At 67.9% G+C, this 15,853-nt stretch carries 18 protein-coding genes and 5 pseudogenes; 10 read left to right on the top strand and 13 right to left on the bottom strand.

Annotated elements, in window-relative coordinates; translation table 11 throughout:
• Window positions 1-4 precede the first annotated feature (4 nt).
• The gene (locus tag ACFQJD_RS06940) at window positions 5-136 is read right to left on the bottom strand and encodes a hypothetical protein (RefSeq protein ID WP_379797111.1); all 132 of its coding nucleotides are present in this window, start codon (window positions 134-136) and stop codon (window positions 5-7) included.
• Window positions 133-573 carry a pyridoxamine 5'-phosphate oxidase family protein gene (locus ACFQJD_RS06935; protein ID WP_379797109.1) on the bottom strand — a complete coding sequence of 147 codons (441 nt, stop codon included), beginning with the start codon at window positions 571-573 and terminating at the stop codon, window positions 133-135. The genes ACFQJD_RS06940 and ACFQJD_RS06935 overlap by 4 nt, the downstream gene beginning before the upstream one ends.
• 134 nt (window positions 574-707) lie before the next feature.
• Between ACFQJD_RS06935 and ACFQJD_RS06930 the strand changes: the two genes are divergently transcribed.
• The 6 genes and pseudogenes from ACFQJD_RS06930 (at window position 708) to ACFQJD_RS06905 (ending at window position 4,599) form a co-directional block, all read left to right on the top strand.
• Window positions 708-1,184: a M20/M25/M40 family metallo-hydrolase gene (locus tag ACFQJD_RS06930; RefSeq protein WP_379797107.1), complete on the top strand. Its 477-nt coding sequence runs from the start codon at window positions 708-710 to the stop codon at window positions 1,182-1,184.
• A complete protein-coding gene (locus ACFQJD_RS06925; RefSeq protein WP_379797105.1) occupies window positions 1,109-1,936 on the top strand; it encodes a Zn-dependent hydrolase in 828 nt (275 codons plus the stop codon). Before ACFQJD_RS06930 ends, ACFQJD_RS06925 begins: the two co-directional genes overlap by 76 nt.
• Before the next feature lie 83 nt (window positions 1,937-2,019).
• Window positions 2,020-2,511, top strand: a complete 492-nt coding sequence (locus tag ACFQJD_RS06920; protein WP_379797103.1) for a metal-dependent hydrolase — start codon at window positions 2,020-2,022, stop codon at window positions 2,509-2,511.
• Window positions 2,512-2,544: 33 nt separating this feature from the next.
• On the top strand, window positions 2,545-3,135 hold the full coding sequence (locus ACFQJD_RS06915; protein ID WP_379797101.1) for a peroxidase-related enzyme: 591 nt from the start codon (window positions 2,545-2,547) through the stop codon (window positions 3,133-3,135).
• Window positions 3,136-3,186: 51 nt separating this feature from the next.
• Complete coding sequence (locus ACFQJD_RS06910) at window positions 3,187-3,381, top strand: cold-shock protein (RefSeq protein ID WP_379797099.1); 195 nt, start codon at window positions 3,187-3,189, stop codon at window positions 3,379-3,381.
• Between the two features lie 244 nt (window positions 3,382-3,625).
• A pseudogene (locus ACFQJD_RS06905) lies at window positions 3,626-4,599 on the top strand (aldo/keto reductase).
• Here ACFQJD_RS06905 and ACFQJD_RS06900 read toward each other — a convergent pair.
• The 4 genes and pseudogenes from ACFQJD_RS06900 to ACFQJD_RS06885 form a co-directional block, all read right to left on the bottom strand.
• Window positions 4,596-5,276, bottom strand: a complete 681-nt coding sequence (locus ACFQJD_RS06900) for an SCO family protein (protein ID WP_379797097.1) — start codon at window positions 5,274-5,276, stop codon at window positions 4,596-4,598. The pseudogene ACFQJD_RS06905 and the gene ACFQJD_RS06900 sit on opposite strands and share 4 nt — an antisense overlap.
• A gap of 252 nt (window positions 5,277-5,528) precedes the next feature.
• A pseudogene (locus ACFQJD_RS06895) lies at window positions 5,529-6,190 on the bottom strand (cytochrome c biogenesis CcdA family protein).
• Entirely contained in the window at window positions 6,191-6,712 is a 522-nt protein-coding gene (locus ACFQJD_RS06890; protein ID WP_379797095.1) for a TlpA family protein disulfide reductase, read from the bottom strand.
• Between the two features lie 120 nt (window positions 6,713-6,832).
• Complete coding sequence (locus ACFQJD_RS06885; RefSeq protein WP_379797093.1) at window positions 6,833-7,465, bottom strand: DsbA family protein; 633 nt, start codon at window positions 7,463-7,465, stop codon at window positions 6,833-6,835.
• Window positions 7,466-7,578: 113 nt separating this feature from the next.
• On the opposite strand from ACFQJD_RS06885, the gene ACFQJD_RS06880 reads away from it, so the two are divergent.
• From ACFQJD_RS06880 to ACFQJD_RS06870, 3 genes are all read left to right on the top strand, one after another.
• The gene (locus tag ACFQJD_RS06880; RefSeq protein ID WP_379797092.1) at window positions 7,579-7,773 is read left to right on the top strand and encodes a cold-shock protein; all 195 of its coding nucleotides are present in this window, start codon (window positions 7,579-7,581) and stop codon (window positions 7,771-7,773) included.
• 133 nt (window positions 7,774-7,906) lie between these two features.
• Complete coding sequence (locus ACFQJD_RS06875) at window positions 7,907-8,092, top strand: DUF1918 domain-containing protein (protein WP_379797091.1); 186 nt, start codon at window positions 7,907-7,909, stop codon at window positions 8,090-8,092.
• A gap of 18 nt (window positions 8,093-8,110) precedes the next feature.
• Window positions 8,111-8,542, top strand: a complete 432-nt coding sequence (locus ACFQJD_RS06870; RefSeq protein WP_379797089.1) for an RNA-binding protein — start codon at window positions 8,111-8,113, stop codon at window positions 8,540-8,542.
• On the opposite strand, the pseudogene ACFQJD_RS06865 reads toward ACFQJD_RS06870, so the two are convergent.
• From ACFQJD_RS06865 to hisC, 5 genes and pseudogenes are all read right to left on the bottom strand, one after another.
• Window positions 8,539-8,876 (bottom strand): annotated as a pseudogene (locus ACFQJD_RS06865) (thioredoxin family protein). The gene ACFQJD_RS06870 and the pseudogene ACFQJD_RS06865 sit on opposite strands and share 4 nt — an antisense overlap.
• Before the next feature lie 49 nt (window positions 8,877-8,925).
• Window positions 8,926-9,483 carry a thioredoxin family protein gene (locus ACFQJD_RS06860; protein WP_379797087.1) on the bottom strand — a complete coding sequence of 186 codons (558 nt, stop codon included), beginning with the start codon at window positions 9,481-9,483 and terminating at the stop codon, window positions 8,926-8,928.
• A gap of 31 nt (window positions 9,484-9,514) precedes the next feature.
• Window positions 9,515-10,117 carry a CDP-alcohol phosphatidyltransferase family protein gene (locus ACFQJD_RS06855; RefSeq protein WP_379797085.1) on the bottom strand — a complete coding sequence of 201 codons (603 nt, stop codon included), beginning with the start codon at window positions 10,115-10,117 and terminating at the stop codon, window positions 9,515-9,517.
• The gene (locus ACFQJD_RS06850; RefSeq protein ID WP_379797083.1) at window positions 10,114-10,611 is read right to left on the bottom strand and encodes an adenylate kinase family protein; all 498 of its coding nucleotides are present in this window, start codon (window positions 10,609-10,611) and stop codon (window positions 10,114-10,116) included. The genes ACFQJD_RS06855 and ACFQJD_RS06850 overlap by 4 nt, the downstream gene beginning before the upstream one ends.
• Window positions 10,608-11,689 (bottom strand): annotated as a pseudogene (hisC, locus tag ACFQJD_RS06845) (histidinol-phosphate transaminase). The gene ACFQJD_RS06850 and the pseudogene hisC overlap by 4 nt, the downstream one beginning before the upstream one ends.
• Window positions 11,690-11,782: 93 nt before the next feature.
• Between hisC and ACFQJD_RS06840 the strand changes: the two are divergent.
• Entirely contained in the window at window positions 11,783-13,321 is a 1,539-nt protein-coding gene (locus ACFQJD_RS06840) for an amidase (protein WP_379797082.1), read from the top strand.
• Window positions 13,322-13,324: 3 nt separating this feature from the next.
• Here the strand turns inward: ACFQJD_RS06840 and ACFQJD_RS06835 are convergent.
• Together ACFQJD_RS06835 and ACFQJD_RS06830 are read right to left on the bottom strand one after the other, a co-directional pair.
• A pseudogene (locus ACFQJD_RS06835) lies at window positions 13,325-14,883 on the bottom strand (GMC family oxidoreductase).
• Window positions 14,884-15,046: 163 nt separating this feature from the next.
• Entirely contained in the window at window positions 15,047-15,778 is a 732-nt protein-coding gene (locus ACFQJD_RS06830; RefSeq protein WP_379797080.1) for a fumarylacetoacetate hydrolase family protein, read from the bottom strand.
• Window positions 15,779-15,853 lie beyond the last annotated feature (75 nt).

The raw sequence follows: 15,853 nt of genomic DNA, 5'->3' as shown, positions 1-15,853 counted from the left end.
CGCGTCACTCCGACCGCCGGACGTCGTCGATGTCGTAGGCACCGGGATAGTCGGGCGCTTTCGACCCCCGCTTCCCGCTCCAAGACTCCACGTCGAGGCGATAGACCGCCGTCCGGTCGATGGACTCCTCGGTCATCGGCTCGTAGTCCTCGCCGGGGGCCAGATGCGGCGCGAACTTTTCCATGAACTGTTCGAGGACGCGTCGCTTCTCCCCGGGTCGGCGAGCAAGGAGACGGGGCCGTACGCGACGACGCTCTCGTATTCGACGGTGAAATTCACCGGCTCGTCGGCCGGGATGAACCGACCCCTCTCGCTCGTCGTGAAACACGCCCGTGGCCGTTCGCTCCGATCGACGACGTCGTGTGCACGGCCGTCGCGCGCCCCGTGGACGAAGATCGCGCTCTCCTCGCCGTCGAAGACGAACAGCTGCGTCACGAGATGCGGGGAGTCCTCGTCGACGAGACCGAGCACGCCGGTCTCCTGGCTGGACAGGAAGTCGATGATCCACGCCGAGTCCTCGACCGCCTTCCCCTGATAGCGGATGGATTCGGCGTCGTTTTTCGGGGTGTCCATGGGGAACGATTACGTCGGGCGGTGATAAGGATTCTGCGCCGCCGTCCCCGGCGCGTTTCGGCCGATCGCCGCCGGTCGAATTCGCGTGACGCCTCGGCGAAACAGTTATGTCTCACACGTCTCACGGGTACGGTATGTTATCAATCGACGCAGACAGACTCCGCCGCGCCTTCGACACGTACTCCGAAATCGGGGCGACGGAGGCTGGCGGTCTACACCGACTCACCCTCAGCGAGGAAGACGAGCGCGCCCGAGACCGGTTTCGGTCCGACCTGGAGGCTCTCGGGCTGGACGTGCGCGTCGACGAACTCGGCAACATGTTCGCCCGGCGCGAGGGCACCGATCCCGACGCCGAGCCGGTTCTGATCGGCTCGCATCTCGACTCCCAACCGTACGGCGGCCGCTACGACGGCCAACTCGGCGTCCTCGTCGCGCTGGAGACGCTCCGGGCCATGGAGGACGCCGACGTGGAGACGCGCCGCCCGGTCGAGATCGTCAACTGGACCAACGAGGAGGAGCGCGCTTCCAGCACGCCATGCTCGGGAGCGCCGCGTGGGTCGGCGACACGCCCGTCGACGAGGCGCTCGCCATCACCGACCGCGACGGCGTGAGCGTCGAAGAGGCGCTCGAAGAGACGGGCTACGATGGCGACGAACCGTGCGAACCGCACGGCGTCCACGCCCACGTCGAACTCCACATCGAACAGGGGCCGAAACTCGAATCGCTCGGCAAGAGCGTCGGCGTCGTCGAGGGCGTCTACAGCATGGCGTGGATGGAGGCGACGGTCCACGGCGAGGCCGACCACGCCGGCCCGACGCCGATGCACCAGCGGACTGACGCGCTGACGGCCGCCACCGACGCCATCGACCGCGTCGAGGCGATGCCGAACGACCTGTCTTCCGACGCCGTCGCCACCGTCGGCCGCGTCAGCGTCGACCCCGACGCCATCAACGTCATCCCGAGTCGCGCCGAGTTCACCGTCGACGTCCGGAGCTACGACGACGCCGTCGTGGAGGAGGCCGTCGACCGGGTGCAGTTCGAACTGCAGACGGCCTGTGACCGCGTCGGTGCGGAGCACGAGTTCGAAAAGCTCTGGCACATCCCACACACCGAGTTCGACGAGGGCGTCGTCTCCGTCCTCGACGAGACGGCTTCGGATCTCGACATCGCCCACGAGCGCATGGTGAGCGGTGCGGGCCACGACGCCAAATACGTCAGCGACGTCGCGCCCGCGGCGATGGTGTTCGTCCCCAGCGAAGACGGGAAAACGCACAACGAAGCCGAGTTCACGCCGTGGGAGGACGTCGTCGCCGGAACGCGGGTGTACGCCGAGGCGACTCGCCGGCTGGCGAACGAGTCCTGACGCCGGCCGCCGTCCCGGAAGCCGCCGCACCGACGGCCGTCGAACGCGCCGACTTTTTGTCCGATGCCGACGCATCTCCCCGCATGTACCGGAAGGGCCACTGGGGCGTCTCGCTCCTCCTGTTCGCCCCCGTCGGCGGCGCGCTCCTCGCGCTCGGCTACGGAGAGCTCGCGTTCGTCGGCGGCGCGGTGATGCTCTGGCTCGCGATGCTCCCCGACGTGGACGTCAAAATACCCGGAGTGTCCCACCGCGGCCCGACGCACACGCTCGCTTTCGCCGCCCTCGTCGGGGTTGCGTTCGGCGGCGTGGGATTCGCCGTCGGCACCGGCCTCGGCGTCCCGGGGCAGGTCGGCATCGCGGCCTTCGGGTTCGGTATCGGCGCGCTGACGGTTCTCGCACACCTCCTCGCGGACGCGTTGACGCCGATGGGCGTGGCGTTTCTGTGGCCCCTCTCGAAGCGGCGGTTCTCGCTCGGCCTCGTCCGCGCCGACAGCACCGTCGGGAACTACGCCCTGTTCGCCCTCGGCGTCTTCGCGACGGCGGCGACGGCGGTACTGACCCTCGGACTGAGCTGAACCCTTAAGCCCCGTCCGCGGGAACGTCCGCGCATGTCGGACCCCGAACTGCTCGACGACGCGATGCGCCAGTTCCCCGTCCCGGACTTCGAGGACCTCCCCGAGGACCTGCGGGAGCGAATCGCCGAAGAGGCCGACCGCGCGGGATTCACGCCCAACGTCTTCTCCGCGTTCGCGTACAAACCCACGCACTTCCGGGCCTTCTTCGACTACCACGACGCCCTCGTCGACGACACGACGCTGGACCGCGAGGAAGTCGAAATGATCGTCGTCGCCGTCTCCGGCGTCAATCACTGTTACTACTGCAACGTCGCCCACGGCGCACTCGTCCGCATCTACGCGGAGGACCCGACGCTCGCGGATCAGCTGATCGCCAACTACCGATCGGCCGACGTCAGCGAGAAACGAATGGCGATGCTCGACGTGGCGGTGAAACTCACCGAACACCCGACCGACGTGACCGAAGCCGACCTCGGGCGGCTCCGCGAGGTGGGGTACACTGAAGAGGAGATATGGGACATCGGTGCCGTCGCCGCCTTCTTCAATCTGAGCAATCGGATGGCGATGTTCGCCGAGATGCGCCCCAACGACGAATTCCACGCGCTCGGCCGCGACGGAAAGTGAGTCGGCACCCCCGGAATCCTTATCTGTTAGGTCGCCGTCATAGGAACCGCAATGGCGACTGGTACGGTCGTGTTCTTCAACGACACTGGCGGCTACGGTTTCATCGAGACGGACGAAGCGGACGAGGACGTGTTCTTCCACATGGAGGACATCGGCGGCTCGGACCTCGAAGAGGGCCAGGAGGTCGAATTCGACATCGAGCAGGCCGACAAAGGCCCTCGTGCGAAGAACCTGCAGCGCGTGTAGACGCGCCCCGGCGGCGCTCTGACGCAGGCGACGGCGTCCGTAGGTGTACCTGTCGATTCTTCGTTTCAGCGACGTGCATCTCCCGGAGCGTCGCTTCAGTCGGGAAAGTCCCAGAGAGGGGTTCGACCGGACCGTAGCACGGGCCGCATCGGCGTTATGTGGCCTCGAAAGACGATCCGAGGTCGGCGTCGGGCGAGTCGCCACTGGCGCGTAGATTTTTGTAGCCGGCAGGCGTCCGGCGGGTATGGAGTACACGACGCTCGGCGATACGGGTCTCGAAGTGTCGCGGATCTGCCTCGGCTGTATGAGCTTCGGATCGAGCGACTGGCGCGAGTGGGTCTTAGACGAGGAGGAAGGCCTCGAACTCGTCGACCGGGCCGTCGAACTCGGCATCAACTTCTTCGACACGGCGAACATGTACTCGAAAGGTGAGTCCGAGCGGGTTCTCGGGAAGGCCCTGGAGGGACGACGCGACGAGATGACCGTCGCGACGAAGGTCTTCCACGAGATGGACGAGGACAACCCCCACTCGGGGGGCTCTCCCGCAAGACCATCGAGCAGGAACTGGAGAACTCGCTTGCTCGCCTCGGGATGGAGACGATCGACCTCTACCAGATTCACCGCTGGGACTACGAGACGCCGATCGAGACGACGATGCGAGCGCTCGACGACGCGGTACGGCGGGGAAAAGTCCGGTATCTCGGCGCGAGTTCCATGTGGGCACACCAGTTCGCCGACGCGCTCCACACGAGCGACCGACTCGGTCTCGAACGGTTTCTGACGATGCAGAACCACTACAACCTCGCCTACCGCGAGGAGGAACGCGAGATGCTCCCGCTCTGTGAGAGAGCGGGTGTGGCGGTCATCCCGTGGTCGCCGCTGGCCCGGGGATATCTCGCCCGCCCCCACGAAGACGTCGAGGCGACGACGCGCGGGGCGAGCGAGGAGTACATCCACCGCCACCCCTACCGCGAGGGCGGCGGGCCCGAGGTCAACGCCCGCGTCCAGGAGTTAGCCGACGAGAAGGGAGTCAAGATGGCCCAGATCGCGCTCTCGTGGGTGCTACACAAGGACTGGGTCGACGCGCCCATCGTCGGCACGACGAGCGTCGAACATCTCGAGGACGCCGTCGAGGCGCTCGACATCTCCCTCAGCGACAGCGACGTCGAGTATCTGGAAGAGCCGTACGAACCCGTCCGCGTCTCCGGCCACGACTAGAGGAGGCCGCCGCCGGTCCGCACCGTCTTTAGATCCTGAACGAACCGCTCCTCGCTCGGCTCTCGGCCCCGATACGCGCGTTCGACGTAGCCGTCCGCGTTCACGAGGAGGACGAGGCCGATGTGAGTAAACATGTACTCATCCCCCGACTCCGGTTGGGTCCGCCGGAAGGCGAACCCGAGCTCGCCTTCGAGGACGGCCTTCGCCCGGTCGCGGCCGTCCGGCCGGAGGAAGTGCCAGTTGCCGACCTGTCGGTCGACGTTCATCTGCTCGGCGTAAGTCCGCAGTCGCCCAGCGGTGTCGCGTTCGGGGTCGAAGGAGACGGGATAGAAGGCCACGTCGTCGGCGTAACCGTTCTGAATGCTGTGTATCTGCACCTCTCGGAGGGTGCTGATGAGCCGCGGACAGACGCTCATGCAGTTGGAGTAGAAGAAGGTCACGAACGCCGGCCGGTCGACGTCGCGGAGGCTGACCTCTCGTCCGGCGATCGGGTCGGGGAGCGTCACGTCCGGAATCTGCTCGCCCCACGCCGGATACGAGAGGTCTCCGCTCGTCACGCCGTCTCTCCGGTCTGGCTTCCCGAGCGTCGTGTTGGGGTCGCCGCCGCCGAGACAGCCGCCGACTGCCGCGAGACCGGCAGTTCCGGCAGTTCGTAGGTAGGTCCGTCGCGTTCGCATCGAACGGACGTTACACCTGCGACGACAAGTGTCGTCTGGTGCGCGCGTCGAAATTCGGCGTCCGCTGGTGGCGTCGAGATAGACGTTCGAACTCACACGACGCCGAGATAAAGGTCCGAGGCGCTTACACGACGCCGAGATAAAGGTCCGAGGCGCTTACACGACGCCGAGATAAAGGTCCGAGGCGCTTACACGACGCCGAGATAAAGGTCCGAGGCGCTTACACGACGCCGAGATAAAGGTCCGAGGCGCTTACACGACGCCGAGGTACGAGAGCGACGCCGCGATCTGGGCGATTCCGGCGAGCACCATCACGGCGGCGGCGGCCCGCTGGACCCGGCCGACGTGTGTGCTCGCATCGCGGAGGACGTCGCCGCCGGCGGCAGCGGCGAGCGTCACGCCGGTCAGCGGGAGGGCGACCGCGCCCGCGTAACTGCCGAGGGCGACGGCGGCCTGGCCGGTCGGGAGGGCGAGCGACTGGGCTACGACGCCGAGGAGGACGGGAACGACACAGCCGGCGGCGGCGAGGGCGTAGCCGCCGCCGAACACGGCGAAGCCGGCCACCGACGCCCGGCGTTCGGGGAGTTCGACGTGGACGGCGGGCGTGCGGCCGGTCAGGTAGAGGCTCCCGAGGACGACCAGCGCGAGTCCGATGGCGGGTTCGAGAAGGGGAGGTGCCGGGCGAACTGCTGTCCCACCGCGAGCAACGTCCCGCCGACACCGCCGAGGACGAGGAGTGCGCCTCCGGCGGCGGCGACGCCACGGAGAAGCGCGCCGCCGAGGTCGGCATCGTTACGGCTGAGATAGTAGCCGACGTAGCCCGGAAGGAGCGGGAAGGCACAGGGTGCGAAGAACGTCGCCAGTCCCGCGGCGACGGCGAACGTCAGCGTCCCGAGGAGTCCGGCGTCGGCCATCTACTCGGCTCCGAGAGCCGACTCGACCTGCCGCCCGAGAAGCGAGGCTGAGGCCGTCCCGCCGTGGGTCCACTGCACGTCGCGCCCGGCGTCTATCACCGCGAGGTACGGCAGTCCGGTCGCGTTCAGCTCCCGGTGGAGCGTCCCGTCGGGGTCGTGACCGAGCGTCCAGTCGCCGTCGTTGTCGGCCCACCACCGGACCACGTCTTCGCGGGTGAGGCCGCCGCCGAAGCGCTCGTTGGTGACGGAGACGAACGCGACGCGGTCGGCGTACTCCCCGTGGACCGCCGCAAGGGCGTCCATCTGCTCGACGCAGGGGCCACACCACGTCGCGAAGAGGTCGACGACCGTCGGCGTCCCCGGGACGGGGATTCGCTGGGTCCCCGCGTTCGACCCGCGGGCGTCGAGCGTCTCGACTTCGGCGGCGACGCCGCTCTCGCCGAGGCCGTTCGTCGCCACCCACGCCCCCGCGCCGGCGACGCCCGTGCCGACCAGCCCCGCGAGCAACCGGCGGCGGTTCACCGCCGCTCACTCCCCGCGCGTCCGTGACGACTCGCTACTGGCATCGTCCGCCCGTAACGGACGGGAGAATATAGGCCCGATGGTGCGGTTCTCGAACGCCGGGGGCGAAAGCCCGCCCGTTCACGTCGCGGCGTCGATGGCGTCGGCGATGGACTCGTAGGTCGGGTCGACCGACTCGCCGTTCACGTAGACGGCGGGCGTCCCGCCCGCGCCGAGTTCGACCGCGTACTGCCGGTCGGCTTCGAGGACCGGGCGATACGTCTCGTTGACGGCGTCGGCCTGTATCGCACAGCCGGGCGCGTCCGCCTCGTTCGCCAGCTCGGTGACCAGCGACATGGAGTAGTCGCCCTGGCTCTCGAACATGGCGTGTGCGAACTCGAAGAACGCCTCGTCGCCGACTTCGTCCTGGACGCCGCGGGCGGCGCTGGCGGCCTTCCACGACCACTTCTCGTCGACGGGGATGGGGAGGTCGTGATGTTCGTAGCGAATCGTCCCCGGGTCGGTGTACGATTCGCGGAGTTGTGGGACAACCTCGAGACTGAACGTCGCACAGTGGGGACAGGCGAAATCCTCGAACGCCAGCACCGTCACGTCGGCGTCGGGGTCGCCGAGGACGGGTGCCGGGAGCGACTCGACGGCCGGTTCGTCGTCTATCTCACAGCCGCTCGCTCCGGACGAGCCGCCGCCGAGACAGCCAGCGAGTCCGACTGTCCCCGCGACCCCGGCGAGATACGCGCGTCGGGTAGTGTCCATACGAAAGCCGAAGCGGCGGCCGTATTTATACTGTCGGCCGGCGGGTCGCGGTGTCGTCGGCGCAACCCGAAATACGAAAGCTTTTACGTCCCCGCGTGTATGCTTCAAAGGCAATGGCGAAAGGTACGGTCGATTTCTTCAACGACACTGGTGGTTACGGTTTCATCGATACTGAGGACTCTGACGAGGACGTGTTCTTCCACATGGAAGACATCGGCGGCCCGGACCTCGAAGAAGGTCAGGAAGTCGAATTCGACATCGTGCAGGCCGACAAAGGCCCGCGCGCCGAGAATCTCCAGCGCCTCTGAATCCCAGAGCGAACACACCCGAAACGGACGTACAGGCGGCGAACGAACTTTCACGATTTTCTCACGCTCGGGAGCGACCGCTCCGCGGGCGTATCACTGACTTTTTATCCGGCGGCCGGGAATTTCCGATACCATGAGCTTCGAGAAAGACGACGAAGTCGTCCTCCACGACAAGCACTCGGAACATGACGGCGAAGTCGGCACCGTCACGCAGGTGATGGAGACGATGTTCGGCGACGCCACCTACACCGTTAGCTTCGAGGAAGGACAGGAGACGGGCGTGCCCGAAGGGTCGCTCGAATCCGCCGACGAGGAATAGGACTTCCTCCCCCATCGCATGTCGACCGTTCCATTCCACTACGTCGACCTCCGCGCGTTCTGTTACGCCACGGAGGACGCGAAACGCGTAGAAGCGGCGCTTCGGACGTTCCTGCCCGAGGAGTTCGAACTCGAACGGACGACCAGCGAGGGGTACCACGGCGACCGCATCGTCGTCCTCTCGGCCCGCGTCGAGAACGCCGACGGCGTCCGACACGTCCTCGGAAAGCTCGCCGAACTGCCGGACATCGACGCCGTCCTCGACGAACTCGACGACCGGGTCGACGACAACTGTTCGTTTTTCCTCCGACTCGACAAGCAGACCGCCTTCCGGGGCGAGGTGCGACAGGGCGAGGGCATCACGCTCCGGGCGAAAGTCGAGGCCTACCCCGCGAAGCGCGAGGCGGCCGTCGAGAACGCCCGCGAGGCCTTCGAGTCGGTGCGCGACTAACCCTGATTCTCGACGAAGTCGACGATCGCCTCGGTCCCCTGAAACCCCTCGTCGAGTCGACCGACCTGCGTGCCGTCCTCGAAGAGGATCAGCGTCGGCACGCTCCGAATCGCGTACTCCTCGACGAGCGGCGGGTCGTCGCGGGGGTTGACGGTGACGACGGCGGCGTCCGTCGCACGCGCCACGTTGCCGAGGACGGGGTCGAGACTCGCACAGAGGCCACACCCTCGGTGTAGAACTCCACGAGGACCAGGTCGGTCTCGTCGACGACGGCATCGAGGCCCGCTTTCGTCGCGACGTCGATCGGTTTCGTGGCCGCTGTGGCGTCGGTCATCGGCTCCGTCTACGCCGACGCGGCGGTTATCGCTTTCGCACGGCGTGCCCTACTTCCACTTGATGCTACACCCGCGGGAGGGTCGGTCCGGCAGGGACACGTCCTCGCCGGCGAGGACGTCCTCGACGGCTTCGCGCATCTCGTACTCCGCGGGTTCGCTGTCGGGGTCCATGGCGTCGTCGATGCGGCCGTGATACGCCAACCGGAAGCTGCCGTCGTCGTTGCGAAAGAGGAACGGGTCGGGCGTACAGACGGCGTCGTACGCGCGGGCGACGTCCTGTGACTCGTCGCGCAGGTAGACGTCGTAGGAGACGGTGCCGTCGTCGACGTACTCCCGCATCTTCTCGAAGGAGTCCTCGGGTTTGTATTCGGCGTCGTTGGGGTTGATTCCGACGACCGCGAGGTTGTCGTACGTTTCGGCGAGGTAGTTGAGTTCGTCGAACTTCGCTTTCGCGTACGGACAGTGGTTGCAGGTGAAGACCACGAGGAGGGCGTCGTAGTCGGCGAAGGAGTCGAGCGTGTACGTCTCGCCGTCGGTGCCCGGCAACTCGAAGTCGGGTGCCTCGTCGCCGCGTCGCAACTCGGATTCGGACTGTTCGAGCGTCATGGTCGGGGTTCGGGCGGTGCGAATAAAGGTTTTACCGGAGGTCGCTCCACGCGCCCCAGAATCGCTGGAGCGCGGTCAGGTGGCCGACGAGGGCGAAGACGACCAGCAGCCAGCCGGCGATCGAGTACCACCCTATCGCCGCGGGATACAGGGCCGTTCCGATGGCCGCCGCCCCGACGAGCGCGAGGCGGTCCGCGCGGCCCACCAGGCCGCCGTACTCCCGGCCGAGGCCGACGGCCTGGATCTGCGTTCCCAGGTAGGAGGTCATCAGCACACCCGTCACCGCGAGGAGGCCGAGGACGTACTCGTCGACGCCCGCCGCCAACCCGACGATGACGACGATGTCGGCGTAGCGGTCGAGAACGTGATCCAGCAGGTCGCCCGCCTTCGACTCGACGCCCTGTTTCCGCGCGAGTTCGCCGTCGAGGAGGTCGAGCCATCCGTTGAGAAAGACACAGAGCGCGCCGGCGGCGTAGCCGACGGGCGTCGCGACGTAGAACGCGCCGGCGGCGGCGACGGCGAAACCGAACGCGAGGACGCTGACACCGTTCGGCGTGAGACCGAGGCGGTCCGCCCCCTCGACGAGGGGGACGAGGACGCGGTTGGCGACGGGCCGGAGCCGATCGAGCGTCATAGGTAGCCGGTGAAGTCGACCTCGCCGGCGCTCGGGTCGCGGTCGCCGTCGAGGACGCGCCGAATCCCCTCGGCCACCTCCTCGGGCGTCCGGTCGGTGGTGTCGATTTCGTAGACGTTCTCCTCGCCGTGGGCGTCGACCGCCTCCGACAGAATCACGTCGAGCGCTTCGCTCTCGGCGTTCTCGCGGGCCTTGCGCTCCGGTTCCCCGCGCGCTTCGAGGCGGCGTTCGAGTTCCGCAGGCTGACAGCGCAGGACCACGACCTTGTCGGCGTCGAGGTGGTGTGCGAGATGCGACTCGACGACGCCGTCCCAGTCGCCGAGCCACTCGCGGACGGCCTCCAGATCGGCCACCAGCGAGTCGCGCTCTTCGTCGCGTTCGCTCCAGAGTTCGTGTTCGCGGATGGCGTCGTTGAGGTGGACGACAGGTTCGTCGAGGCGGTCCGTCGCCGACGTCTTCCCCGTGCCGGGGGTGCCGGTGACGGCGACTCTCACGCCTCCACCTCGCTGACGACGTCGTTGAGGACGTCGACGGCCTCGCGGGTCTGGGGTTCGGTGCCACAGGAGACGCGGATACACCCCGGCAGGCCGAAGCTCGAACAGTCGCGGACGATGACGCCGTTTCGCTGACTCGCGTCGGCGACCGCGCTGGCGTCGCCCACGTCCGCGAGGACGAAGTTACCGCCGCTGGCCCACGTCGGCGCGTCGAGTTCGGCGCGGAGGTACGACCGCATCCGGCGGGCGCTCTCGACGACGTCGTCGACGTGTGCCTGATCGTCGATGGCGGCGAGGGCGGCCCGGAGAGCGACCTCGCTGGCGGCGAAGGGGGTGTTGACGCGGGCGTAGGCGTCCGCCCACGGTTCGGGGACGACGGCGTAGCCGATCCGCAGGCCGGCGAGACCGTACGCCTTCGAGAAGGTGCGCGTGACGGCGACGTTGTCGTAGTCGTCGAGGAGGGCGACGCTGCTCGGCCGTTCGGTGTACTCGCCGTAGGCCTCGTCGACGACGAGGAGGGTGTGGTCCGCGACCGACTCCGCGAGTTCGCGGACGTCGGCCCGGGCGAACTCCGACCCCGTCGGGTTGTGGGGCGTCGTCAGGTAGAGTATTCGGTGGTCGTCGTAGGCGTCGAGCACCGTCTCGGGCGTCTGGGCGAAGTCGTCGTCCTTCGAGAGGTGATAGCGGTCGACTTCGCCGTGGTGGTAGCGCGCGCTCATCCGGTAGTACGAGAAGCCGGGTTCGGGCGCGAGCACCCTGTCGCCGGGGTCGAGCATCGCCCGCGCGAGGTAGTCGAGCGCGCCGTCAGCGCCGGGGTCACCCACACCTGCTCGGACGCGACGCCCCAGTGGTCGGCGAGGCGGTCCGTCAGATCGGTGTGTGAGGCCTTCGGATAGACGCCGACGCGCTCGGCGGTGGCTTCGATGGCCTCGACGGCCGCGTCGCTCGGCCCGTAGGGATTCTCGTTCGACGAGAGTTTGGTCAGGTCCGCCGGATCGACGCCGAGTTCCCGCGCGACCTCCGCGGCACCGCGACCGGGTACGTAGGGCGTGAGCGCCGACAGGTCCCGTGGTTGCATGGGAAATCCTTGCGGACGGTGACTCTTAAGGGTGCTCAATGCGTCACCGTTCGAGTCCCAATACTGATACGGACTGCCGTGGTCTGTAATACCATGTCCGAAATCCCGCCGAACGTCAGACCGCCGACGCCGGAGGACGTCCGAGAGATGGCCGCGAAACACCACATGGACCTCTCGGCGGACGAAGTCGAGGATTTCGTCGCCCTCGCGGAGGCGACCCTCGAAGGGTACGAACGACTCGACGAACTGCCCGACCCGTCGCCGGACGTGAAGTACACCGACCGCGATCCGGGCTATCGCCCCGACGCGGACGAGGATCCGTTGAACGCCTTCGTTCGCAAGTGCGAGGTGCGCGGCGCGGACGACGGTCCGCTCTCGGGATACGAAGTGGGACTCAAGGACACCGTCTCGGTGGCCGGCGTCGAGATGACCTGTGGCTCGAAACTGTTCGAGGGGTACGTCCCCCAGATCGACGCCACCATCGTCACGCGGATGCTCGACGCCGGCGCGACGATTACGGGGAAACTGAACATGGAGGACATGGCCTTCTCGGGGAGCGGCGAACTCTCGGCGACGGGGCCGGTGTTGAACCCGCGGAGCACCGAACACGTCGCGGGCGGATCGTCCAGTGGCTCGATCGCCGCCGTCGTCTCGGGCGAGGTAGACGTCGCCATCGGCGGCGACCAGGGCGGCTCCGTCCGCATCCCGGCGTCGTGGAGCGGCGGCGTCGGCCACAAACCGACCCACGGGCTCGTCCCCTACACGGGCGTCGCGGGGCTCGGCCGGTCGTTCGACCACGTCGGCCCGATGACGACGACCGTCGCCGACGCCGCCCTCGTCATGGACGTCGTCGCGGGCAAGGATCCGAAAGATCCCCGGCAGGGATGGGTCCCCGACGACACGTACGCCGACGCGCTGTCCCGTGACCCGTCGGATCTGACCGTCGGCGTCGTCGAGGAGGGGTTCGCCCACGACGAGAGCGACCCCGGCGTCGATGAGGCGGTGCGCGGGGCACTCGATCGGTTCGCCGACGCCGGCGCGGACGTCCAGGAGGTGTCGGTGCCGATGCACCGCGACGGCGTCGCCATCTGGAACGGCGTCGCCATCGAGGAGACGACGGCGACGATAAACGCCGAGGGTATCGGCCATTACGGCGACGGCTACTACGACACCGCCTTCATGGACGCCTTCGGGAGGGCGCGCCGCGCCCACGCCGACGACTATCTGACGACGGTGAAATTCACCCTCGTCCTGGGCCAGTATCTCGCCGACCGGTACCGGAGTCACTACTACGCGAAAGCCCAGAACCTCGGCCGGAAGCTCACCGCCGCCTACGACGAGCAGTTGACGGACGTGGACGTGCTGGCGATGCCGACGACGCCCCAGACCGCCCACCGTCACCGGACCGACCTCTCGCGGCTGGAGGTCGTCGAACGGGCGCTGAACGCGCTAAACAACACGGCACCGTCCGACGTGACGGGCCATCCGGCGCTGTCGGTGCCGTGTGGAACGGTCGACGACCTCCCCGTCGGGCTGATGCTCGTCGGCGAGCGGTTCGCCGACTCGACGGTGCTCGCGGCGGGCCACGCGTTCGAGCGGCACGTCCCCGTCGACCTGCCCGAACCCGTCTGAGGCTCACAGTTCGGCGTCCAGTCGCTCCGCGAGTCGCAGGGTCAGGGCGGCGATGGTCAACGTCGGGTTCATCGCGCCGCTGGTGGGGAAGACGCTGCTGCCCGCGACCCAGAGGTTCCCGTGGTCGTGGGTCCGGCAGTCGGCGTCGACGACGCTCTCGGCCGGGTCGGTCCCCATTCGAGTCGTGCCCATGTGGTGGAACGCCGGCCCGGTCTCCTCGGGGCCGACGACCCAGTCGACTTCGGCGTCGAGTTCCGAGAGAATGCGCCGCTGGATCTCGTTCGCGCGTTCGATGGCCGCCGCCGTCCGGTCGTCAGCGACCAGTGGAGTTCGGGAACGGGGTTGCCGTGGTCGTCCGTCGTCGACGCGTCGAGCGCAACGTGGTTCTCCTCGCGGGGGAACTGCTCGACCAGCGCGCCGACGGCGAGGTGGGTGCCGTACGACTCCCTGAGGGTTTCGAGGAGGTCGTCGCCCCACGTCTCCGAGTCGAGCGCCATCGAGACGGGCGAGGGGCCGGCGTAGTTCAGAAACTCCAGTTTCATCCCTTCGACCGGATCGGCGTCGTCGTAGAAGCCGTGGCACTCGCTGGTGTTGAAACCGACGTGGTTCTGTCGCGTCCGCCGGTCGACGCGCCCGCCGACGCCGGCGAACAGGTGGTCCATGAAGTAGCGCCCGACGAGGCCGCTGGAGTTGGCGAGGCCGTCCGGATGCTGGGGCGAGGCAGAGAGCAAGAGCAAGCGCGGCGTCTCGACGCCGCCGCAGGCGACGACGAACTGGCGGGCCGCCTGTCGGCGCGTTTCCTCCCTGACGTAGACCGCGGCCTCGATCTCGTCGCCGGCGTCGTCGTGGACGAGTCGCTGGACGGGCGCGCGGTCGACGACGCGCACGCCGGCCGTCTCCGCGGCGTCGACGTGGCGTTCGGCGGTGTATTTCGCACCGGAGGGACAGACGGGCTTGCAGGTGCCGTAGCCGACGCAGGCCGACGCACCGTCGTACGGTTCCGAGTTGCGGGCGTTCCCGACCGAATGCATGTCGATGCCGAGTCGTTCGCACGCCTCGGCGAAGATGGAGTCGCTGTAGGAGGGCGGGAAGGCGGGGAGCGGATACGGTTCCTCGCGGGGCGGCGCGTAGGGGTTGTCGTCGGCCCCGGCGACGCCGAGTTCGCGCTCCGCGGCGGCGTAGTACGGCCGCAGGTCCTCGTAGTCGACGGGCCAGTCCGCGCCGACGCCGTGGCGCGTCCGCATCTCGAAGTCGCGTTCGTGCAGGCGCATCACCATCCCCTGCCAGTGGAGCGTCGACCCGCCGACGCCTTTCACTCGCGCCGCGTTCAGGGGGTAGTACTTGCTCCCCGCCGACGTGTAGGCGTCGCGGTCGCCGCCCATCTCCCACACCGACCCGCCGCCGGGACGGACGTGGTTCTCCATCCGTTCGCGTCTGTCGCCGTCGAACCGGGGGCCCGCCTCGAGGACGACCACGTCGTGACCCCGTTCCGCGAGGCGAGCGGCGAGAATCCCTCCCGCCGGCCCGGCCCCGACCACGCAGACGTCGGCGACGTCGCTCATGGGTCGGTCGGCGGGAGATACTGGTGGCTCTCGGTGTCGCCCGCGAACGGCCTCCGTCCACCGACGTCCGTCCCGACGCCGCCCGCGACTCCGTCGCCGCGTGACAGTTTCATCGGCGGGAATTAGGCGAGCCTAAACTTATGGCTTGTCGTTCGGGACGGGGTTACGGTTTTCGGACGTCGAACTCGAGGACGCCGACGCCCTCGACTTCGATCTCGCAGTGATCGCCGTCGTCGAAAGAGCCGATGCCGGAGGGCGTCCCGGTGGAGATGACGTCGCCGGGTTCGAGGGTCATGTACTGGGTAATCTCCTCGATCAGTTCCGGGACGGAGAAGATGAGGTCGGAAACGTCCGATCTCTGTCTGGTCTCGCCGTTGATCCGGGAGACGACGGTGGCATCGTCGGGGACGTGCTCCGGGTCGGCGACGACGGGCCCCATAGGGGCGGCCCCGTCGAAGGCCTTGCCGCGCACCCAGTTCTGCTCGACGCGCTGGTCGTCGCGGTTCGAGATGTCACAGACGCAGGTGTAGCCGGCGATGACGTCCGCCGCGTTTTCCGCGGCGACGTGCCGGCACTGCTCGCCGACGACGACGCCGAGTTCGGCCTCCCAGTCCACCTCCTCCTTGCCCGCCGGGAGGGTGACGGTGTCGCCGTGGGCCGCCACGGTGTTCGGCGGTTTGAGAAAGAGCATCGGTCGGTCGGGGACGTCGGAGTCCGTCTCCGCGGCGTGGGCGGCGTAGTTGAGGCCGATGCAGACGATCTTGTTCGGCTCCGTCGGCGCGAGAATCTCCACTTCGTCCCTGCCGTACGTCTCGCCACAGAAGCGCACCTGATCGCCGTCCCACTCGCCGTTGCGGACCGCGCCCGCGGGGTCTCGGAATCTGACGTGTCGCATGGGGGAGGGGTCGACCGGACGTCGGTTAAGCCTTCCCACCCCGGACGACGCGTCGGGGACGGCGAGGGGCCGGAG

This window comes from Haloplanus sp. GCM10025708 (assembly GCF_042663985.1).
Lineage (GTDB): Archaea > Halobacteriota > Halobacteria > Halobacteriales > Haloferacaceae > Salinirarus > Salinirarus marinus.
This window is presented reverse-complemented; position numbering and strand designations above follow the sequence as displayed.